This window comes from Microbacterium sp. AG790 (assembly GCF_003634765.1).
Lineage (GTDB): Bacteria > Actinomycetota > Actinomycetes > Actinomycetales > Microbacteriaceae > Microbacterium.
Map to the genome: position 1 here is coordinate 293,762 of NZ_RBWZ01000007.1, position 21,520 is coordinate 315,281.

Sequence of the window (21,520 nt, forward strand, 5' to 3'; positions counted from 1 at the left end):
TCATGCCTGCACCCCCGTCGCGGCCAGTGCGCCGGCGTCGGTGGCGGGCCCGTCGTGCACCGACAGCAGCGGGAACTGGATGCGCACGGTCTTGCCGCGGTGAGCCAGGATTCCGCGCCCCACCGGCAGCTCGCCGCGAACCAGGCGCGGGAACGGCGTCTTGAGGACGACCTCGCCGTCGATCGTCTCCGGCTGCAGCACGACGCCGCGTCGCGCGGCTTTGATCTCACCGAGCAGACCGAAGTTCGTCGTCCACTCGCTCATCTCGCCGACAACCACGAAGAACACCTCGCCGCGACCGGCCCGCTTGACGAGCGTCGAGAGGTTCATCTCGATGATCGAGGTGGCGAACTCACCGACGCCCTCGAGCACGACGAGCGGCACCGGTCCGCCCGCGGCGGCGCGGTCGGCGGCCTCGTCGACGGCGCCGAGCACCGCCATGGCCGCCGACGGCGCCTCGGCCGTGGCCGTCCACGCCACGGCATCCTGCACGGGCGATCGCCGGTCGCCGATGTAGAACGCGGGGGTGTCCGGTCGCGCACGCAGCGTCTGACGGGCGATGGCGGCGGCGGCGGTCGAACGCCCCGCTCCGGGCGAGCCGGCGACGATGAACGTGCCGCGCGGCTCGATCCCGAACGGACCGAGGTCGAGGTCGGACAGGCCGATGGCCACCCCGGTCGGTGTCGTGGGCGGCAGCGTGTCGACCCCGTACTCGGTGGGCAACGCCCGGATGCCGGGAGCGGCGACGGTGCCGCGCCGAATCATCACCTCGGCCATCCGATCGATCGCGAGCGACTGGTCCTTCGTGCTCGACGTGCCGCCGATCACGGCGATCTGCGCCTCGTGGTCGTCGACGATGGCCCGACCGGGTGCCGCATCCGCGCCGAGGATGTCACGCGGCATCCCGAGCAGGGCATAGCCGTCTTCGTCGGCCATCCGCAGCACGATCCGGCGCTGGATCATCGCCTGCAAAGAGGTGGGCACGCTCTGGCCCCGGTCGGCGGTGAGGGCCACGTGGATGCCGAGTCCGCGACCGTCGGTGAGCACCTGCTGGAACGCGCGGTAGGCCTCGGCGCGCCCGGGCACGCCTTCGAACGCCGTGCGGAAGGCAGGGAAGCCGTCGACGAGCAGCAGGATGCGCGGCTCGTCGGCGCGTCCGGCGAGAGCGCGGTACTCGGTGAGCGTGGATGCGCCCGCCGCCGCGTACGCGTCGCCGCGACGGTCGAGCTCGCTGCGGAGCATCGCGAAGAGGCGATCGATGCGCTCCGTGTCGTCGCCGGAGATGACGGCGCCCACGTGCGGCAACGACTCGAGCATGCGCAGGCCCCCGGTCGCGGCATCCAACCCGTAGACGTGGACGGGACCGCCGCGCGGGGTGATCCCGGCCGACACGGCGAGCGTGCGCAGGGTCACGGACTTTCCGGAGCCGCCGGTGCCGAAGATCGCGAGATGGCCCTCGGTGTCGGGTTCGAAGAAGAACGGCACCTGGTCCTGGCGCTCGGGCACGTCCACGACGCCGAGCACCAGCCGCGCGTCGGTGCGCTGGTGCAGCTTGGTCTGGTCGAACGTGGCGGCCAGCTCGTCGAGCCACGGCCGGCGGGGCGGGGCGATGCGGGCCAGCTGCGCGGCGTCGCCGAAACGCGCCACGAGCAGCTGCTGATCGTTGGGGCCGAGGTCTTCGGTCTCGGCGGGCGCCTCGACGGCGGGCTTCTCCCACGCCGGCGCGTCGCCGAGCAGGAACGGGCGCACCTCGACGGCGGGCTCGGCTTCGGCCCGGAGGCTCCAGCCACCCGAGTAGGCCGACTGGAAGAGGTTCATGCGGCCGGGACCGGTCTTGGCGATGCCGCGACCGGGGATGCCGGGATCGAACAGGGCGGCCTCCTTCGACCCGATGACATCGTCCGAGTCGGTCTCGTCGGCCATCCGCAGTGCGACGCGGAGGTTGGTATTGGCGCGCAGGTTGTCCTTGATCACACCGGCGGGGCGCTGCGTCGCCATGATGAGGTGGATGCCGAGCGAGCGCCCGCGCTGGGCGATGTCGACGACACCGTCGACGAACTCGGGCACCTCCTTGGCGAGGGCGGCGAACTCGTCGATGACGAGCACGAGTGCGGGCGGGGCGTCGGGATCGGCGGCCTTCTCCAGCTCGAGGAGGTCCTTGGCCTTCTTGCGGTTGAAGAGGTGCTCGCGGTGGTGCAGCTCGGCGCGCAGGCTGGTCAGCGCCCGACGGACGAGATGCGGGCTGAGGTCGGTCACGAGGCCCACGCAGTGCGGGAGGCTGACGCAGTCGGCGAAGGCCGAGCCGCCCTTGTAGTCGACGAACAGGAACGTGACACGCTCGGGGCTGTACTCGGCGGCCATGCCGAGCACCCACGCCTGCAGGAACTCGCTCTTGCCCGAGCCTGTCGTGCCGCCGACGAGGGCGTGCGGGCCCTGCTGGCGCAGGTCGAGGTGCAGAGCGCCCTGGGCCCCCTGACCGACGAGGGCGCGCAGCTTGGGCTGGTAGCCGGCGCCCGAGCGCGTGGCCCGGATCGACGCGTTCTGCGTCCACCGGTCGATGACGGCGTCGGCGCTGGTGGCCATGTCCGATCCCAGCAGCTGCAGCAGCGGGATGGTGCGGGGCACGTCGCCGGCGTCTTCCGCGACGTCGCCGATGTCGGTGATGCGGGCCAGCGCCCGCGCCACGACGCCGAAGCGCGCGGCATCCAGCGCTTCGACGCGCAGCGGGGAGATGACGGTGCCGAGGCGCACGAAGTTGGCGCTCGCCTCGCCGTCGGCGGGGAGCTCGACCCACGTGCGGCACGCGGCGGGCAGGTCGGACACGCGAGAGGTCGCCCAGACGGGCACCACGCCGCTGCCGGCGGCACGCTCGCTCAGCTGGATGAGCCGCCCCCGGTCGACGGGGGCGTCCGGGGTGATGATCACGACGTATGCCGGAAGCGGCATCTCTTCGTCGCGACCCCGGGACTCGCCGACCTCGGCGCCGGCGGCGGTCGCGGCATCCGTCGCCTTGAGCGCCCGCAGGCGCCGCAGCTGCTTCGTGCGGGTGTCGACGAGCTCTTCGAGCTCGGCCAGCAGTCGCGACGCGGTCGCCGCGTTGTCGGCGATGGGGGCGGTGCCGAGCGCGTCCTCGGCGGCCCACGTGTGCGGCAGCCACTTGAGGTCGGCGAGCGCCGCACGGGTGGCGGGACCGACGAAGGCGACGATGTGGACGTCGGAGGGCGCGTGCAGCCCCGCCGTCTGGGCCAGCAGCGCTCGCGCCGTGTCGCCGACGCGCGCCGTCGAGCCGGCGATGCCGATGGCGCCGGCCTCGGCGAGCGATTCAAGGATCGGCACGTCGTCGACCTCACGGAAGGCATCCACGACCTCGTCGAGGCGGTCGACGTACGACGGGATCGCCGCGTCGCGCTTGGTCGACTCCGCGACGGAGTTGCGACTCGGGGCGGTGCCGTCGCCGAGACGCACGTGCAGGAACGACCAGTGCTCGGGGCGGCGCGTCCAGACCAGAGGCCCCGCGGAGAGCGCGTCGGCGCAGATGGGATCGAGTTCGGGCACCTCGCCGCGGCGGACGCGGCGCTCGGTCTCGCGCTCCTGCTCGAGCCGGGTGGACAGCCGGGTGAGCTGCTGCTCGAAGCGGTCTTTGTCGCGCTGGAGTTGCGCGCGCCCCTGCAGCCGCGTCGTCAGCCAGGTGCCGAGCATGAGAAGCGGGGATGCCGCGACGAACACGAGCGCGTAGGGCTGCTTCATGACGAAGAACAGCACGAGGCCCATGATCACCGGGGCGATCATCGCCAGCCACGGGAACATCTGCGGCGCCGGTGGCGCCGGCAGGTCGGTGCCGGGCAGCTCCTCCCCGAGGTAGCGCGCCTCCACGCGCGGCGAGCGCACGAACGGCGCCTGCCGCCAGGTCGAGGGCGCCGCCGTGGTGTCGGCGGGAGCCGCCGTGATGCGCAGGCGCGTGTCGCCCAGGACGGCGTCGATCTCGCCGTCGGCCGCCGTCAGGTACGTGACCGGCGCCCCGTCGACGAGGATGCCGTTGGCGGAGTTCAGGTCGACGAGCTCCGCCCGGCCCTGCCCGACCTCCAGGCGCGCGTGCCGCTTGGAGACGAGCGGGTCATCCAGCACGATGTCGCACTGCGCGTCGCGGCCGATGATGACGACGCCCCGCTCCAACGGGATCGTCGTGCCGGCGCCGGCACCCGACACGATCTCGACCTCGCCGAGCTTCTGCGGCGGCTGGTAGCCGGTCGGCACGATGCGCACGGCCGAGCCCGCACCGAGCTGGACGTGCGAGACGGATGCCGCGGCATCCAGCACCTCGCCCGGGCCGGGAGCGATCGTGCCGAACGCCTCGAGCGTCACCTCGTCGCCGGCCGCCCCGCCGCGCGGATCGAGGTCGGCGATGGTGCGGGCGAGGTCGCCGACGGTCGCATCGGCGTCGGCGTTGATGACGAGGTCCTCGGGCTCGCCTCCGGGCCGGACCAGCGTGGTGCGCAGCTTCATCCCAGTTCCTTCCGGCGCGGTGCATCATCGGCGGCGTCGCGATCGTACGCGGCCGGGTCGTCGAGCATGGCGAGATCGTCGCGCACCACCAGCCGCGAGGCGACGGCGTGCTCGACGAGGCGCACGCGACGGTTCGTGGCCGAACTGGTCACGCCGCCGCGCAGGCCAGGCACGCCCTGGCGGTCGAGCTTGTCGCAGACGTTGTCGAGCTTGCGGTTGAAGCGCGTGATGCTCCAGCCCAGACGTTGCGCGGCAGCGGCGGAGCTGGGCAGCTCGCTCATCCCGGTGCCCTCGCGACGCAGCACCGGCTCGGCCAGAGCGAGGATCAACAGCTTCTGGCTCGGCGTCAGGGGAACGGCGCCGATCGTCGACTCGCCCTCGAGGACGCTCTCGGGCGCCGTCTCGCGGAAGGCGGGTTGCGCGGTGTGCACGGAGAGCTCGTAGGTGGTGGGGCCGGCACTGAAGACGACCGTGGTCACCCCGAACACGATCGGCAGGCGGGCGCCCGGGGCCAGTTGGGCCTGCACCCGCCCCTCCGTGTCGGTGACGGTGGCCGCCAGGCGCGAGCCGATGTTGACGAGCCACCACAGCCCCGCCGACTGCTCGATCGAGAGGAAATGGCGGTGCAGGAACCGGTTGTCGTCGATTGCGAGGTCGCCCTCGCGGCCGATCGTGAACCGCGTGCCCGACGGCACCGTGATGTACTCGCCCGCGAACTCCACCGTGATGTCGCTGCTCGCCGCGTCCGCCGCGGGATCGTCGAGGGGCGGAACCGTGTCGTGGATATCGGTCATGGGGTGCACTTCCGGGTCTCGGTGCTCGCCGAGCCGCCCTTGCGGACGAGGGTGACCGCGACGCACGTGGTGCCACCGGCATCCGCGGGGAGGGACACCGTGGTCTCGGTCACCTTGCGGACGTCGCCGTTGCCGGAGAGCGTGTACGGATACCAGAGGTAGGCGTCGCCGTCCTTCGGGTCGGGGTTCGTCCAGGTGAAGACGGCGCCTCCGCCCTCGATCCGGCCGGCCAGCGCCGTCACGGGCGGGACGACCCCCTCGAACGGATCCTGCGCGACCGCGGTCGTCGACGGCGTCGGAGACGCCTGCGGCTCGACCGCGGGCGTCAACAGGCTCGCGCCGACGGCGACGGCTCCCACGACGACGACGGCCGCGGCGATGCCCAGACCGATCCACAGCCCGCGGCGGGACCGGGGGGTCGCCGTCTCGTCCGCACCGGCAGCGGTCTCCGGGACGGTCGCCGTGCGTGCGTCCGTGGGATCGAGCGTGTGCGCGGGCAGCGGTGCACCCTTGGCAGGGCGGCGGATGGTCGACGAGGTGTCGATGTCGGCCTGCGGGGCGATCGAGACGGGTCCGCGCAGCAGCGTCGGCTCGGCGGTGTCGGCCGAGGCCGCCGCGACGGTGGATGCCGCCGGCAGCGTGCCCATCGTCTCGGGCGCCCACGGGTTGTCCCTGTCACGGCGGCGCGTGGGGCCGGCGGCCGGGTTCGTGTTCGGCTCGATGCTCACGATGCCGCGGACCCGGGTGAGCTCGCCGTCGGCGTCGTCCTCGGCATCCTCGTGCGGGGCATCGTCGAGGATGTCGATCGGCGTCACCGAGTGGGCGAGCTCGATCTGCACGCGCTGCAGGGCACGGGCGAACGCGAGAGCGGATTCGTACCGGTCGCCCGGACGCTTGGCCATCGCGCGCTCGAGCACCAGTTGCAGCGAGGTCGGCGCATCGGCACGCGTGAGCGGCGGCACCGGCTGCGACTCGATGCGCTGGATCAGATCCGCGCCGCCGTTACGGCCGCCGGGCTGCTCGAACGGTGATCGCCCCGCGAGCAGCGTATAGACCGTCGCTCCGAGCGCGTAGACGTCGGTGGCGACGCCGGATGCCGGGGCATCACTGAACGCCTCCGGCGGTGACCACGGAATCGACATGCCTCCCGACGACTCCTCCGACTCCGCCGTCGTCGCGATGCCGAAGTCGGTGAGCGCGGGACGGTTGTACTCGGTGACGAGGATGTTGGCCGGTTTGATGTCGCGATGCAGGATGCCGGCGCGATGCGCGGTCTCCACGGCGGCGGCGACCTGCACGCCCACCCGCAGCGCCTCCGCGACGGAGAACGCCGCCGTGCGGGAACGCACCTGCAGGTTGGGCCGCGAGCAGTACTCCATGACCAGGTAGGGCCGGCCGTCGTCCGAGACGCCGGCCTGATAGATCGTCACGATCGCCGGGTGCGTCGACAGCAGCGCCATGACGTTCGCCTCGGCCGTGAACTGCTCGGCCGACCCCGACGCCAAGCGGTCGGGCAGCATGACCTTCACCGCGACGCGGCGGCGGGGAAGCTGCTGCTCATACAGATAGACGTCGGCGAACCCGCCCGAGCCGAGGACGTCGACGTAGGTGAATCCGGGCAGGGCGGGCGGCGGGGCCGGCGGACGCTTGGCGGCGCTCACGGGAGGTCCTCGAAGGTCACGGTGACCTCGTCGCCGAGGTCGAGGACGTCACCCGTGACGACCATCGTCGGCTCGTTCGGGTGCAACCGCACCGGTTCGCTGCCGCCGCGCAGCAGCACGGTGCCGTTGGTCGTGTCGAGGTCGGTGACGAGCACGTGCTCGCCCTCGGCGCGGATCTCGACGTGGCTGCGGGAGATGTCCTGATCGGGGCTGTCCACCGCGACCAGGGTCGGCAGGTCGGCTCCGGTGGTGCGCGTCGATTTCGGGCGACGACCGATGATCACCGGACGCTCGAGCTCGACGACACGTCCGGTCGACAGCCGGATGCGTCCGCGAGCCGGCCGACGCGCCGGCACGTTGTCGGTCGAATCGAACGCGGGTCGCTCGGCACGAAGGGCCCGCATCTCGGCGACGGCGATCGTCGCCCCGTCGTGGTCGCCGAGATCATCGCCGTCGCCGGCGGAGGTCGCGTTGCTCGCGGCGGGCGCCGTGGGGGACGCTTCGGCCGCTGACTCCGCCTCGGGGTCGACGGCGGCGATCGCAGCGGCGGACACCGGACGGGCCACGGTCTCGCCCCAGAGCAGGTCGTACTCGTCGACGGGGGCGGCGACCTCCTCGGCGGCGGTCGCCTCGGGGATCAGCGTGTCGGCCGAGGTGTCGGCAGCCGGCGCCGCCGGCGCGGGCTGCGGTTCTCCTTCCGGCTCGGGCTCCGGTTCGGCTTCCCGCACGGGCTCCGGTTCGGGGGCGCCGCCGAGCAACCCCGGCGGCACCGAATCTATGACGGATGCCGAGGAGATGGCGGATGCCGAGGAGATGGCGGATGCCGAGGAGGTCGCGATGCCCGGTTGCTCCTCGGCATCCGACGCATCCTCGGTAACCGACGGCCCGGTGGCCGGGGCCACGGCGACGGCCACGGCCGGAGCGGAAGCTGCAGGAGGAACAGGAGAAGCGGACGCCGCGGACACGACGGCGAGGTCGATCTCGACGAGATCGGTGCGCACCACTCCGGACCGCAGCGGCAGGTCCGCGGCCGGCGCCGGCGAGCCCGCGTGAGGGGCGACGCTCACGCGCACGGCCCCCGGCACGAAACGCTCGGTCCACGTCGCCACGCCCGCGCCCGACACCGCCTCGGGGTGCTCGCCCTCGACGACGACCTCGACGTCACCGCGCACGGCCACGCGCACGCCGCCGGCCTCGGCGATCGCGAGGGCGAACGGCGGGATCGCTGTGAGCGACGTGCCGAACGCGCTCGTGAGCGCCTCGAGCACGGCGCCGATGCCTCCCGTGCCCAGCCCGCGCCACACGCCGGTGGCCGTGGCCGCCGACACCGCCGGAGACAGCAACACGAGGGCATCACCGTCGACCGCGAGCCACCACGCGTCGTCCGTCGCCGCCGGCCGGTAGTCGATCCGCGTCTTCGTCATCGCATCCGTCATCACACATCACCTCTCGTGCCCGCGCGCGGTCGGGTATCGCCGTCCGCCTCCGCCTGGCGCGCCCCCGCGGGGGCCGTGTCGTACACGTCGTCGTAGCCGGCGACGTGGACGGCATCCACGACCACCGCGGTGACGTTGTCGCGTCCGCCGTGCAGCAGCGCCTCATGGATCAGTCGCGTCGCCGCCGCGTCGGGATCGCTCTCCTCGGCGAGGATGTCGCGCAGCCGATCGGCCGGCACCTCGCCGGACAGCCCGTCGGAGCAGACCAGGATGCGATCGCCCGGCTCGGCCGGCACCATCCAGTAGTCGGCCTGGCCTTCGCTTCCCGCCCCGATCGCCCGCGTGATCTCGTTGCGGCGACTGTCGGTGGCGGCATCGGCCCCCGACAGCACGCCGGCGTCGAGGAGCTCCTGCACGACCGAGTGGTCGACGCTGATCTGCTCGAGCACGCCCTGCGCGAAGCGGTACGTGCGGGAATCGCCGACGTTGACGGTCAGCCAGTATCCGACCCCGCCGACGTCGGCGACGACGACGCCTGCCAGTGTCGTGCCCGCCGCACGTCCATCGCTGGCGATCGCCTCGACGCGCGAGCGCGCACGACGAAGCGCCGCGCGCATCTGGTCGATGGCGAGGCTCGGACCACCGACCAGGTGGGCGAACTCGGCCACGACGGCAGCGCTGGCGCGGTCTCCCGCGTCGTGCCCGCCCATCCCGTCGGCGACGAGGAAGAGGGGCGCCTGAGCGAGGTACGCGTCTTCGTTGACGCGGCGGCGAAGCCCCGTGTGCGACGCCGCGCCGACGCGGACGACGATCGGGGGCTCAGCCGGCGTGGCGTCGATCACGAGGTCACCTCGACGCTGACCTGCCGGTCGCCGAACACGAGCACGTCACCCGCCCGGACCCGGGTGCGCTCCCCCGGCTCCAGCGGGAGCAGGTCGTCGCCGCGGCGCACCGCGACACCGTTGGTGGAGTGCCGGTCGACCACCCACACGGCGCGATCATCGTCGGGGATCAGTTCGAAATGCGTCTTCGACAGCGACAGGGTTTCGTCGCGGACGGGCGAGATCATCGCCCCCGTCTCGGGGGCGGGATTGCGGCCGAACAGCGTGCGCCCGTAGAGCGCCTGCCGCGTTCCGTCGTCCCACACGAGGCGCGCGAAGGGACGTTCGCCGGTGGAGATCCGTGTCTCATCGACGCTCTCGATCACCCCGCTACCCGGGACGGGCTCCGCGGCCGCGTGCGGTGCGAAGGATGCCGGCGGCGGCGCGTCGGACACCTCCACGGTCGGCACGCCCGGAGCGGGAGCGGGGGCGGGCTCATCCAGTCGCTCAGCGTCGCTCACTCCGGGAACGAAGGAGATCACGCCACTGGCCAGCGGAGTGGTCCGGGCGGGCGCGGGCGCGGGCGGCGACCAGCCGCCGATCTCGGGCGCCTGCCCCACCGGCAGGATCGGGGCCGCCGGCAGCACAGTCGGCGCCAGAGCCGACGCGGGCGAGGCGGGCGCGGCATCCGCTCCGGAGTCGGCTGCGGGCGACGGCACGGGCGAGCGGCCGGCGACATCGGTCATGACGGCCCTCACGGCGCGGTCGTGCCATCCCCGGTGCCACGGCGACGAGTCGAAGAGCGGGGAGAAGTACCCGACGACGATCGCGCCGCCCAACGCCCAGACGAGGTTGCGGCCGAGCGCGCGGCCGAAGCCGAGGCGCGATGCCGGGGCCGACGCATCGACCGCCCCACCCTCCCGCACGAGTCGCAGCCCGAGCGCGCGCATGCCGAGCGAGCCCGCGCCTGCCTGCATCAGCGTGTAGACGACGAACCAGCCGAGACCGATCAGGTACGCCAGGCCCACGGCCAGCGGCAGGGGCAGCGCCCCTCCGGTGCCGAAGGAGATGCCGGCGAACACGCCCACGGCGATCAGCAGGACGACCATCCCGATCGCCGCATCGATCAGATAGGCACCGACTCGTCGGCCCAGCTGCGCCGGGCGCCGCACGAGATCCAGATCAGTCATCGGAGGACTCCGTTCCACGAGGGCGGATGCCGCGGCGCACACGAGCGACGACGGCGCGGCCGGTGCCCGCGACCGCGTGGCCGACGGCTTGCCACGACCAACCGCTGCGGCGCAGTGACCGCACACTCAGCCGCGCGCGCAGCCGCTGCCAGACGGTCGTCGATCCGCGCATCTGGCCGACGATGTCATCGACCTCGCGCCAGAACGCGTCGACATCCTCGGGTGCGGGGTCGCCCGGACCGAAGACATCCACATCGGCGCGCGTCGCGAGCTGTGTGACCCGCGGCTCGTCGAAGGTCGAGCCGACGACGAGGGCGCTCTCGACGCGGGTCGCCCCGATCGCCACGGGGGCCCGCAGATCGACGGCCGAATCGACCAGTTCGTCCCAGCCGCCCGAGATACGGTCGGCGGTGCGCTCCGCGTTGCGCCGGCGTGCACGTCGCACACCCTTGATCACGCCCATCACGATGAACGGCGCCGCCAGCAGCAGGAGGATGCCGAGCGTGAGGCCGCCGTACAGGAGCACCGGTCCGAGCCAGCTGAGGTCTGCGGCCTGCTCGTCGTCCTGGTCGCGGTTCTCCGCGATGGCCGGCGGCAGGTCGGCGGGCTGCTGGGCGGGCGGCGGCGGCTGGAGTACCTGCGGCTTCGGGTTGGCCTTCGGCTTGGTCGACTGGTCGTTGGGCTTGTTGTCCTCGTCGGGGGTGGGATCGAACGGAACCCAGCCATGGCCCTGGAAGGCGATCTCCACCCACGCGTGCAGGTTGCCGCCGGTGGCGGTGAGCGTCGGCCCGTCCTGCGGGTGCTTCTCGTCGGCGTGCCACCCCATCACGACGCGCGCCGGCATGCCCAGCTGCGTCGCCATGAGGGCCATCGCGACGGCGTACTGCTCGTCGTCGCCGACCATCTGGTCACCGCCGAAGAGCGACGTGATGCGGTTGGCGCCGTGACCCGACAGCGAGACGACGCCGTCGCCCAGACCATGGCTGAAGAAGCCCTGCGTGTGCAGGTAGCTCTCCAGGGCTCGCGCCCGCTCGATCGGGGTGTCGGCGCTGGCCGTCGCCTTGGAGGCGATGTCGGCGATCTTCTCCGGAATACCCGTCTGCTTCGGCATCTTCAGCGCCGCGAACGGCACGTCGGCCAGCGCCGTGTCGCTCGGCAGATCGGGGATGACGGTGTCGATCGTGTAGGCGTCGCCCGCCGCGAGTCCCGCGGGAGCGACCGCCGTGCCGGTGGCGTCGTTGAAGTGCGTCGTGCGGGCGAGCTCGCGTGCCCGCGCGCCGTCGAACGTGAAGTCGCGGACGGCGCCCACGTCGGGAACCCACACTCCACTCAGGTCGCCGATCTCGATGCGCAGCGTCGCCGCCGTGCCGGTCGCACCGGGAGACATGTTCGAGCGGATCGGCGTGAACGCGCTGGAAGAGCCCGCTCCGTCGTCGGACACGTTGTAGACGATGCCGTCGTAGGTGTCCATCGTCGCCAGACGCACGCGGCCGTCCTTGGGCAGTCCCGTCACGGTGAACAGGGTCTTGTCGGCGTCGTCGCGCACATAACCGCGGAACGACTGCAGCGGGCTCGGGTAGTCGGTGATGTCGAACGGCGGAACGATGAAGTCGCGAAGGATGTACCGCGGCGGCGTGGCGACCGCGGCGGTGGCGATTCCCGCCGCCGAGGCGACCGCCAGCACGATACCCCCCGCGACGAGTCGGCGCGTGCGCGAACTGTGCACGGCCGCGGCATCCGAGACTCCTGCCGACTCGATGCGCACGGCGGCACGGTCGTGGTCCCACGCGCGGCGCAGCGCGAGCCAGACGGTGCCGGCGACGGCGAAGACGATGCCCTGGACGAGCGGGGCCGCGGGCTGCGCGACACCCAGCAGGATCGTCGCGATCAGCACCGCGAGCGCGGGCAGCAGAGCCCAGGCGCCGTGGCGCGCCCGGAGCGCGAGCGACCCGGTGAGGACTCCGCCGACGAGGGTGAGGATGAAAGGGACCACGAGATGACCATCGGATGCCGCGACCGGCGGCACCGTGGTCAGCAGCTGCTTCCACGACGTGATCGTTCCGAGGGCGAGCTGCTGCAAGGTCTCGAGCGTCGGGATGACGCCGAGCAGCGTCGTGTGCGGCAGCGCGAGCGCACCGCCGAACACGACGTAGGCGCCGATCGTCGCGCCCGCCAGGCTCAGCACGCCGAGGCGCCACCGCGCCCCGGCCCACGCGAGCGCCAGCCCGAGAGCGAGACCGCCGATGGCGGCGACGAGGTACTGCGGCGAGTCGAAGGTGGGGGCGAACCCGATGATCGACACGGCGAGCAGCAGCGCGGCGGCGGTCAGATCGAGAACGAGAACGCGCGGCTCGCGCGTCGTCTCCGCACGCGCGGCGGGGCGCGGGAGCCGACGCGGCAGCCGCAGACGCGCGCTCACGAGAGCACCTTCCGCACGGCGCGGGGCAGCTGGTCGAGCGCGCCGACGGTGACGACATCGGCCTCGCCGATGCGCTGAAGCGCCGGCGCATCCACCCGGGTGTCGGCGACGACCGCGAGCGCGCGCACGCCGAGCGGCAATCGCGAGCACGCGAGGCGGAGCTCGGCCGCGTCGGTGCGCGATCCGGTGACGAGCACGACGACCGCGGCATCCGGTGCGTGGGCGGCGATGCCGCCGGCGAGCGCGACGATGCCGCCGAGCCGGGCGCGCGAGTGCCCGAGCATCGAGAGCTCGTCGAGGAAGCGACGGGAGCTGAGCGAGCGCAGCGGCCCCTGCTGGGTGCGGGCGTCGAGAATGCGCGAGTCCCGCAGCGCGCGCAGGCCGATGGAGCCGGCGACCGAGATGGCGAGCTCGAACTCCGCCGCCTCGCGATACTCGTCGGGAAGCGTGGACAGGCCCACCACGAAGTGCGAGCGGCGCGTCTCCTCGTACTGGCGCACCATCACCTCGCCGACCCGGGCCGTCGACTTCCAGTGCACGTGGCGCAGGTCGTCGCCGGGCTGGTACTCCCGCAGCGCGTGGAAGGACACGTCGTCGCGCGCGAGGTGCTGCACCGGCAGACCTTCGAGGTCGCGGAGGTGCCCGAGCGACAGGCCGTCCAGCGCCGTGGTCTGCGGATGGACGTACAGGTCGACGGCCTGACGACGGTCGTGCGCGCGCTCGAACAGGCCCAGCGGGTCGCCGCGACGGACGCTGACGGGTCCCACCGAGAGCACGCCGCGTGTCGTCGTCGGAATCGCGAAGACCTCTTCGTGCTCCTCGTCGGGCGCGAGGCGCGGCACCTGGAAGACCCCGCGGCCGGCGCCGACGGGAAGGATGACCTCGGAGGGAAGGAGCGTCCGCGGCGTGCGGTTGGCGAGCATCAGCCCGCCGACGGCGCGCTCGCCCACGACGACGCGGGTGCGCGTGAGGTCGAGCCCGATCTCGTACGTCGTGCGGCCGAAGAGGAAGCCGAGGCTGATGATCAGCGTCACCGTGATCACGGCGGCGATGACGAGGAACTCGCGCCAGCCGTAGGCGAAGGCCAGCCACCACACGAGCAGGGCGGTCGCGATCAGCACCCACCCGAGCGGCTGCACGACGTCGCCGATCGCCCGCAGCACGCGAACGACGCGGCGGCGCACCGCCTCGATGCGCTCCCGGCGGCGCTCGGCCGCGGTCGCCTCACGCGGGGCGACGAGAGGCGCGTCGCCGCCGTCAGGGTCACCCCCGGCATCCGGCGTCGGCGGCGTCTGGGAGGCGGGCGCGGTGGCATCCGCGGGCGCGCCGGAGACGTCGCCCCGTCGACGCGCGCGGCGCGACGGGGTGAGAGTGTCCGGTGCCGGCGACATCAGCCGGCGGCCCGCGCGAGGGGTGCCTCCACGGCCGAGACCGCCCGCTGGACGATGCTCTCGGCGGTCGTGCCCGAGAACTCCGCCTCGGGGTCGAGCACGAGGCGGTGCGCCCATACCGGCACGGCGAGGGTCTTCACGTCGTCGGGCACCACGAAGTGGCGACCCTGCGAGGCCGCGTAGACCTTGGCGACGCGCATCATCGAGATCGCTCCGCGCACCGATACACCCAGTCGGGTCGCGTCGGACGCGCGGGTGTGCTCGACGAGCTGCGCTGCGTACCGCGCGACTATGGGGTCGACGTGCACGGTGGCGGCAAGATCGGCCATGTCGGCGACCGCGCTCGTGGTGATGATGGCGCTGAGGGATGCCGAGGGGTTGCGGTCGACCACACCCGCGAGGATCCGCTCGGTGACGGCGAGAGTGGGGTAGCCGATCGATGTCTTCAGCATGAAGCGGTCGAGCTGCGCCTCGGGCAGCTTGTACGTGCCCGATTGCTCGATGGGGTTCTGCGTCGCGATCACGAGGAACGGACGGCCCACCTCATGGGCCACGCCGTCCACGGTGACGCGCGACTCCTCCATGACCTCCAGCAGCGCCGACTGCGTCTTCGGCGAGGCGCGGTTGATCTCGTCGGCGAGCACGATCGAGGAGAACACCGGTCCCCGGTGGAACTCGAACCGGTGGTTCTGCTGGTCGTAGATCGTGACACCCGTGACGTCGGAGGGCAGCAGGTCGGGCGTGAACTGGATGCGGGTGCTCGTGCCCTGGACGGAGGCGGCGATGGCCTTCGCGAGGCTCGTCTTGCCGGTGCCCGGGGCGTCCTCGAGAAGCACGTGTCCCTCGGCGAGCATCGCGGAGAGCACGAGACCCACCACCTCGCGCTTTCCCAGCAGCGCCTGATCGACGTTGTCGACGAGACGCGTGAAGGTGTCGCGGAACCACGCCGCCTGTTCGGGGGTCATGCTCATTCGTTCGTTCCTTGCTGTCGGACTGTCGTTGTCGAGGTCAATTTCGGGGCCACCACTGCTTCTCCGTATCGACGGAGCCTCCCCAGCCGAGGATGTCGACCCACACGTTGTAGCCGTCGGCGCCGCTGTAGCAGTAGAGCTCGACCGCACCGTCGCGGGGAAGGTCGAACGCGTAGGTGGTGCCGAACTTGTGCGCGCCGCCGGAGTCGTTCCAGCACTCGACGCGGTAGTTGCCGGCATCGAAGTTCCGCGTGTTGACGACGAAGTGGTAGCAGCCGTTGACACAGCCGGCGGCTTCGAAGTTGCCGCGGGTGACCCACACCCGCGGCTGCGGGGGCGGCGGCGCATCGACGGTGCGCGCAGAGTCGGACGCCGTGGTGGTCTGACCCGCCGCGCTCGTGCGCACCTCGATGCTGTGCGTCTCGCTGTAGCCGTAACCGCGGGTGAGCGAGCCGTTCGCATCGCGACTGACGAGGCTGCCGTCGATGAGGACCTCGGTCGAGATGTCCCGACCGTTGCGGTTCGGGGACGACCAGGTGTAGGTGATGTTCGTCCCGGATGCCGCGGCCTTCGCCGACGGGTTGCCGATCGGCCCGTAGGGCGACACCGCGTTCGAGTCGTTCGACGCGTCGCTGGCGTACGTGCTGCCGTCGACGGTCGACACCGCGCGCACGCGGATCGTGTAGGTGCCGTTGTTGTTGACCTGGCCGTTGCCGATCGTGCCGGCGCCGTTGGTACCACCGCCGATCCAGTCGCCGCGCCAGCCGCCGCCGTTCACGGAGTACTGGTACTGGATCTCGTTCGCGCTCGCGCCGTTGCCGGACCCCGCCTGCCACGTCACGCCGACCGTGTTGTTGCCCTCGGTGGCGGCGACGCCGGTCGGGGCGGCCGGAGCGGTGACGCCGCGACGCGGTGCGGACTGCGCACTGCGCTCACCCCAGCCGGCCTTGTTCTGGGCGCGGACGTCGAACGTGTAGTCCGTCGTCGACGTGTCGACCTTGACGGCCTGGCTCGTCTGGCTGCCCGAGACCGGGATGGTGTTCACCACGGAGCCGCCGCGCAGGACGCGCAGCTCGTAGCCGGAGATCGCGTCGCCGTTGTTGGCGGGCGCCTTCCAGTCGACCTGGATCTGAGCCTGCGAGCCCACCGGCGACAGGAGCGTGGTCGTCGGCGCCGCGGGAGCGTCGGGCTTTCCTGCCGGGACCATCGATGCCGACCAGGGGCTGAACTCGCTCGGATCCGGCGCCTTGTTGTGGGCGCGCACGCGCACCTGGTACGACGCCCCGTTCTCGAGGCCGTCCCAGACGATCGACGTTCCGGTGACACCCGTCTTCTGCACGATGCCCGACGGCGGTGCCGGCGAGATCTCCAGCGTGTACGACGTGACCGGCGAGCCCTCCGAGCGCGGCGGCACCCACGACACGGTGAGGCTGCGGTCGCCGAAGACGAGTGTCGGCGGCGCCGGGGTGTCGGGGCGCACGTCGGGGCGTGCGGTCTCCGACGGCAGCGACGGGTCGGACGTGCCGACCTTGTTGCTGGCCGTGACCACGAAGTTGTACTCGACGTTGTTGGTGAGCCCGTCCAGGGTGCACGTGGTCGACGCACACTGCTTCATGTAGTTGTTCGCCGTCGACGTGACGGTGTACCCGGTGATCGGTGACCCGTTGTCGGTGGGCGGGGTCCACGACAGCACGACCGTGCGGCTCTGGATGCTCGAGACGACGGGGCGACCCGGGGCATCCGGCTTTCCCTGCACCGTGATGCGGATGCGTCCCTCGACCGCGCGGTCGGGGTCTCCGGTGGCGTCCATCACGCGGTAGCGCGCGATGACGGTGCCGACGAACGACTTGTCGCTCGTGACCTCCACCCGGTCGCCCTTGACGGCCACCTGGGCCTGCCCGGTCTCCAGCACCGCGTTCTCGATCTTGAGCGGGGTGTCGGGGAACGGGTTGACGTCGTTGGCGAGCACGGGCACCGACTCGGTCGAGCCCTGGCTCGACTCGGCGATGACGTCGTCGTTGGCGCTGGCCAGCGGCCGCGTCGACGCGGTGACGGTGATCGAGATCGTCGCCTCGGCGGGCGTCGTTGTGCCGTCATCGGCGGTGACCGTGAGGTCGGCGCGCGTGCCCTTCTTCGCGGATGCCGCGGCCGACACCTTCAGCTGGGTGCCGTCGACCGAGGCGGTGAGACCATCGGGGGTCGAGCCCTTGATGCGGAAGGTGAGCTTGCCCTGATCGCCGGGATCGGGATCGGTCGCCAGCGCCGCGAGGTCGAGAACGGTCGCATCCTCACCGGGAGCGACGTTCATCGACGCGCCGAGCATGGTGGGCGGCTGGTTGTCGGGCGGCAGGACCGTGATCGGGATCGTGAGCGTGGCCTTCCGACCGGTCGGATCGTCGGGCCCGTCGCCGTCGGTGACCTCGAAGGTCAGGGCGTCGGAGCCGAAGTAGCGGTCGGCCGACGTGTAGACGAGCGTCTGCTGGTCCTTGATGAGGCTCGCGCCGTTGGCGTGAATCGCCGACACCTTGGCGGCCTCGGTGATCACGACGGACTTGCCTCCGGCCGTGCGCACGTACTGCGAGAGCGGAAGGGTGATCGTCTCGCCGCTTTTGACCTCGACCGGCTTGGTCGAGATGAGGCTCGGCGGCAGCTCCGACAGGGCCGGCACCCGGATGAACGCCGAGTCGGTGAGGCCATCGGGGTCGGTGACCGTGTACGTGATGAGCTGGCGCTGGTCGGTGACCTGCACACGCACCGTGCCGTCCGCGCCCACGCGGGCATTCTCGCCGCCCGCGCCGAGGGTCACCGTGAGGTCGCTCTTCGTGCCGTCGGGATCGTCGTCGTTCTCGAGCACGGCCACATCTGCCGTGGTGCCGTCCTTGACGTCCTCGGCGCGCACACGGTCATCGCGGGCGATGGGACGCTCCAGCGGCACGTTCGGATCGACCGTGATCTGCACGCTCGTCGAGGCGCGCGCACCCCGCGAATCGGTGATGGCGTACTGGAGCGACGTATTCATCTGCTCGTTCGGAGCGGTGATCAGCAGGTACTTCCCGCTGATGCGCGCCTTCAGACCGGGCACGTTGTCGGGAATCGTGATCGGGTCGTCCTCGGCGAAGCCGAACTCGTCACCGTCGGGGTCGGAGTCGTTGGCGAGCACCGGCACGGCGACCTCGCGTCCCGGACGGATCGTCACGGTGTCGCGCACCGCGTAGGGCGCCTGGTTGACGGATGCCGCCGGCGCGATACCGACCTGCACGGTGGCCGTGGCGTCCTTGCCGAGGCTGTCGCGCACGCGGTAGGAGAAGCGGTCGACGCCGGTGGAGTCGCCGAAAGCCTCATAGGTGAACGAGTTCGCCCCGGTCTCGACGATGCGGCCCTTCTTGGGCGCGTCGGCGATGCCGACCAGTTCGACCGAGTCGCCGTCCTGGTCGATGCCGTCCAGGGGCACGGGGATCGTGACAGTCGAACCGCTGAGCGTCCGCGCGGTGAGGTCGCGCGGCTTCGGCGCGGAGTTGGCCTCATCGTTGCGCGGCAGGATCTGGATGGTGACGTACCCTGCGTCGCGCTGACCGGTCGAGTCGACGGCCTCGTACGTCACGTAGACGGTCTTTGGCGTGCTGCCGGCGCGGAAGCGGACCTTGTCCTCGGAGACGAACGCCTCGCCGTCGGCGGGGTCGACCAGCGGCGGCACGAGATCGGGGGCGACGTGCATCGTGTCGCCGTTGGGGTGGTAGTCGTTCGCGAGCACCGGAATGGTGACCGTGTCACCGACGCGCACGACGGCCTGGTCGTCGTTGGCGACCGGCGGACGCAGCTTCGCGGGCGGCGGCACCGGGATGACGACGATCTCGCCTTCGGCCGTGCGCGCACCGTTGGAGATCGTGTAGCCGACGCGCACCTGCGTGCTCAGCGACCCGACGTCGCTGATGCGCACGGTCTCGTGGCCCAGCACCGCGGCTGCGACACCGGAGCCCGGGACGGAGCTGACCGACTGCACCACGAGAATGCCGCCGGCGGGATCGGTGTCGTTGGAGAGCACGTTGACGAGCACGTCGCCGCCGACGGGCAGCAGAGCGACATCGCGCACCGCGACGGGCGGCAGGTCCTCGTTGGATGCCGGGAGCACATCGATGCGGACGAGACCCGGAACCGAGTTCGGTCCGGCCGACACGAGATACTGCGGGTAGTACGTTCCGGGGCTCAACGCCGTGAACGTGAAGGTCTTGTTCGCGAAGTCCGGAACGATCGTCGCGCCCGGAACATCGTCGACGCGGGTCAGTCGCAGCGGTTCGCTGCCCGAACTCGTGTCGTTCGTGAGCGGGGAGACCGTCACGGTGCGCCCGACCTGCGTGACGACGTGGTCGGAGTTGGTGACCGGAACCGTCGTGCCGAGGGGACGGATGTCGTAGCGCGCGATGCCGGGCCCGTCGGCGGTGCCGTCCGACACGACGATCGGTACGTCCTTGCGGCCCTGGACGCCGCCGATCGCCCGGTACGTGATCTGCCCATCGGGCGTGAAGTCCGCCTCGTCGCCCCCGTCCGCGGCGACATCCTTGAGGAAGATGTCATCGCCGTCGGGGTCGATCCAGTCCGACAGCACGTTGTACGAGGCCGTGCCGCCGGACTCCACGGTGATGGGCGTGGTGCGCTTCTGGACGGGAGCCGCATTCACATCGAACGGGTGCACCGTCACCGTGACGGTCGCGGTGGCTTCGCCGCCACGGCCGTCTTCCACGGTGTAGCGGAAGCTCGTCGAGCCGGTCGCCCCCTCGGGGGCGGTGAACTGCAGAGCCGCCCCGTTGTTGATCGGCTCGACGCTGCCGAACGCGGGCGTCGAGGCGGGTGCGGCGACGAGCACGTCGCCGTCGGCATCCGTGTCGTTGTCGAGCACCGGCAGCACCGTCGTGCGGCCGGGTCGCACGCCGTACTGGTCGTCCTGCGCGATCGGTGGCGTGTTCTGGTCGGTGCGCTCGGGGAGCGTGGTCTGCACCGTCTCCTCGGTCGTCTTCTCCTCGTCGTCGCCGTCGCCCTCGGGCGGCGTGATGTCCTGCCAGTTGTCGACGCGCTGCATCGAGTCCGAGGCCATCCACGCGGCACCGCCGAAGACGTCGTTGAGCACCACGACGTCGCGGTTGACCCGAAAGTGCAGCACGCTCGTCGACTCGACGCCGGGAACGTCCCGCGCGGCGTCGTCGGCGTCGCCGGGGCAGTCGCGCACGAAACGACCGCTGCCCGACCAGGCGCCGTAGGCGCAGCCGGCGACGTACACCGGCTCGGCGGGGGTGCCTTTCGAGCCGCCGGCCTCGATCGTCTGGGGATCGCCGCCACCCGCGGGGACGCGCACCAGCGACGTCGGCGTCGCGAGGGTCACGGCATCGGCCGTGCCGGAGGGCTGCTGCAGCACGGCGTCGCCCGGCACCTGTACGCGCAGCCCGTCGCCGCCGTAGAGCGTGTTGGTGTCGTGGTCGAGCACGTACGGCGTGGTGCCGACGACGGTGATCGACAGGGTGTGGTCGGCCGTCACTCCGGGAAGATCGCGCGACGACTTCTGCACGGTGGTGCCGTCGTCGCCCTGGCCGTACGAACGGACGGTGGCCTCCGACGCGGAGGCGGCGTAGACCGTGCCATCGACGCCGACGGCGATCTTCGCGTTCTTGCCCTCGTCGGCGACGGGCTCGGCGCCCTGGGCCCCGATGCCGCTGATCGCCGTGAACGGGCTCGTCCAGAGTGAACCGGTGGGCTCGATGACCGCGACGGTGTCGGCACCCATCGCGACGGCGGACCCGGGCTTGAGTTCGGCCGAGTCGGACATGATCACGCGAGCGGGATCGACGGCCGCGATCGACGATGCGGTCGAGTCGACGACGAGCACACGGGTGCCGCTCTGCAGGATGTCGTAGTCGGACGTGCCGGCGCGCAGGCCCCCGTCGAGCACGCGCGAGGAGTGGTTGAAGTGGCCGATCAACAGGCTCGACTGCTTCGTGACCCACACGCCGCCGTCGTTCAGGTCGACCTCGGTCGTCGGCTTACCCTCGTACGACACCGCGAAGAAGCCGACCACGAGAGCGGCCGCGGTGACCGCGGCGGTGGAAATCAGCGTGCGCGGGCGCGCGCGAAGCCACGCAAAGGACTTCATTGTGGGCTCGGCTCCCCTCCGGGCTCGTATTCATTTGCGTGGCGTCGGGACCTGTTGCTGAAGCAGGCGCACACGTCGTGCAGACCCGGATAGCCTACGTCACGAAATCAACGGCTGCGTGGCCTTGCGCATGGGGAGAACTACCCACTATTGGATCGTCATGCTCCGACGTAGGTCGTCGGATGGGGCCGTGTT

At 71.7% G+C, this 21,520-nt stretch carries 10 protein-coding genes; all 10 read right to left on the bottom strand.

Annotated elements, in window-relative coordinates; all coding sequences use genetic code 11:
• The 10 genes from DEU37_RS06915 to DEU37_RS06960 are packed head-to-tail and all read right to left on the bottom strand — an operon-like array spanning nt 1 to nt 21,325.
• Nucleotides 1-4,503, bottom strand: coding sequence for an FtsK/SpoIIIE domain-containing protein (locus DEU37_RS06915; protein ID WP_121189855.1), 4,503 nt, complete (start codon nt 4,501-4,503; stop codon nt 1-3).
• A complete protein-coding gene (locus DEU37_RS06920) occupies nt 4,500-5,297 on the bottom strand; it encodes a hypothetical protein (RefSeq protein WP_121189856.1) in 798 nt (265 codons plus the stop codon). Before DEU37_RS06920 ends, DEU37_RS06915 begins: the two co-directional genes overlap by 4 nt.
• Nucleotides 5,294-6,958, bottom strand: coding sequence for a serine/threonine-protein kinase (locus DEU37_RS06925; RefSeq protein ID WP_121189857.1), 1,665 nt, complete (start codon nt 6,956-6,958; stop codon nt 5,294-5,296). Before DEU37_RS06925 ends, DEU37_RS06920 begins: the two co-directional genes overlap by 4 nt.
• Complete coding sequence (locus DEU37_RS06930; protein ID WP_121189858.1) at nt 6,955-8,394, bottom strand: FHA domain-containing protein; 1,440 nt, start codon at nt 8,392-8,394, stop codon at nt 6,955-6,957. The genes DEU37_RS06925 and DEU37_RS06930 overlap by 4 nt, the downstream gene beginning before the upstream one ends.
• Complete coding sequence (locus tag DEU37_RS06935; RefSeq protein ID WP_121189859.1) at nt 8,394-9,236, bottom strand: PP2C family serine/threonine-protein phosphatase; 843 nt, start codon at nt 9,234-9,236, stop codon at nt 8,394-8,396. Before DEU37_RS06935 ends, DEU37_RS06930 begins: the two co-directional genes overlap by 1 nt.
• Nucleotides 9,233-10,405 carry an RDD family protein gene (locus DEU37_RS06940; protein WP_121189860.1) on the bottom strand — a complete coding sequence of 391 codons (1,173 nt, stop codon included), beginning with the start codon at nt 10,403-10,405 and terminating at the stop codon, nt 9,233-9,235. Before DEU37_RS06940 ends, DEU37_RS06935 begins: the two co-directional genes overlap by 4 nt.
• A complete protein-coding gene (locus DEU37_RS06945; protein WP_121189861.1) occupies nt 10,398-12,824 on the bottom strand; it encodes a transglutaminase domain-containing protein in 2,427 nt (808 codons plus the stop codon). The genes DEU37_RS06940 and DEU37_RS06945 overlap by 8 nt, the downstream gene beginning before the upstream one ends.
• Nucleotides 12,821-14,215, bottom strand: coding sequence for a DUF58 domain-containing protein (locus DEU37_RS06950; RefSeq protein ID WP_121189862.1), 1,395 nt, complete (start codon nt 14,213-14,215; stop codon nt 12,821-12,823). Before DEU37_RS06950 ends, DEU37_RS06945 begins: the two co-directional genes overlap by 4 nt.
• Entirely contained in the window at nt 14,215-15,186 is a 972-nt protein-coding gene (locus tag DEU37_RS06955; protein ID WP_121189863.1) for a MoxR family ATPase, read from the bottom strand. The genes DEU37_RS06950 and DEU37_RS06955 overlap by 1 nt, the downstream gene beginning before the upstream one ends.
• 37 nt (nt 15,187-15,223) lie before the next feature.
• Complete coding sequence (locus tag DEU37_RS06960; protein WP_121189864.1) at nt 15,224-21,325, bottom strand: Ig-like domain-containing protein; 6,102 nt, start codon at nt 21,323-21,325, stop codon at nt 15,224-15,226.
• Nucleotides 21,326-21,520 lie beyond the last annotated feature (195 nt).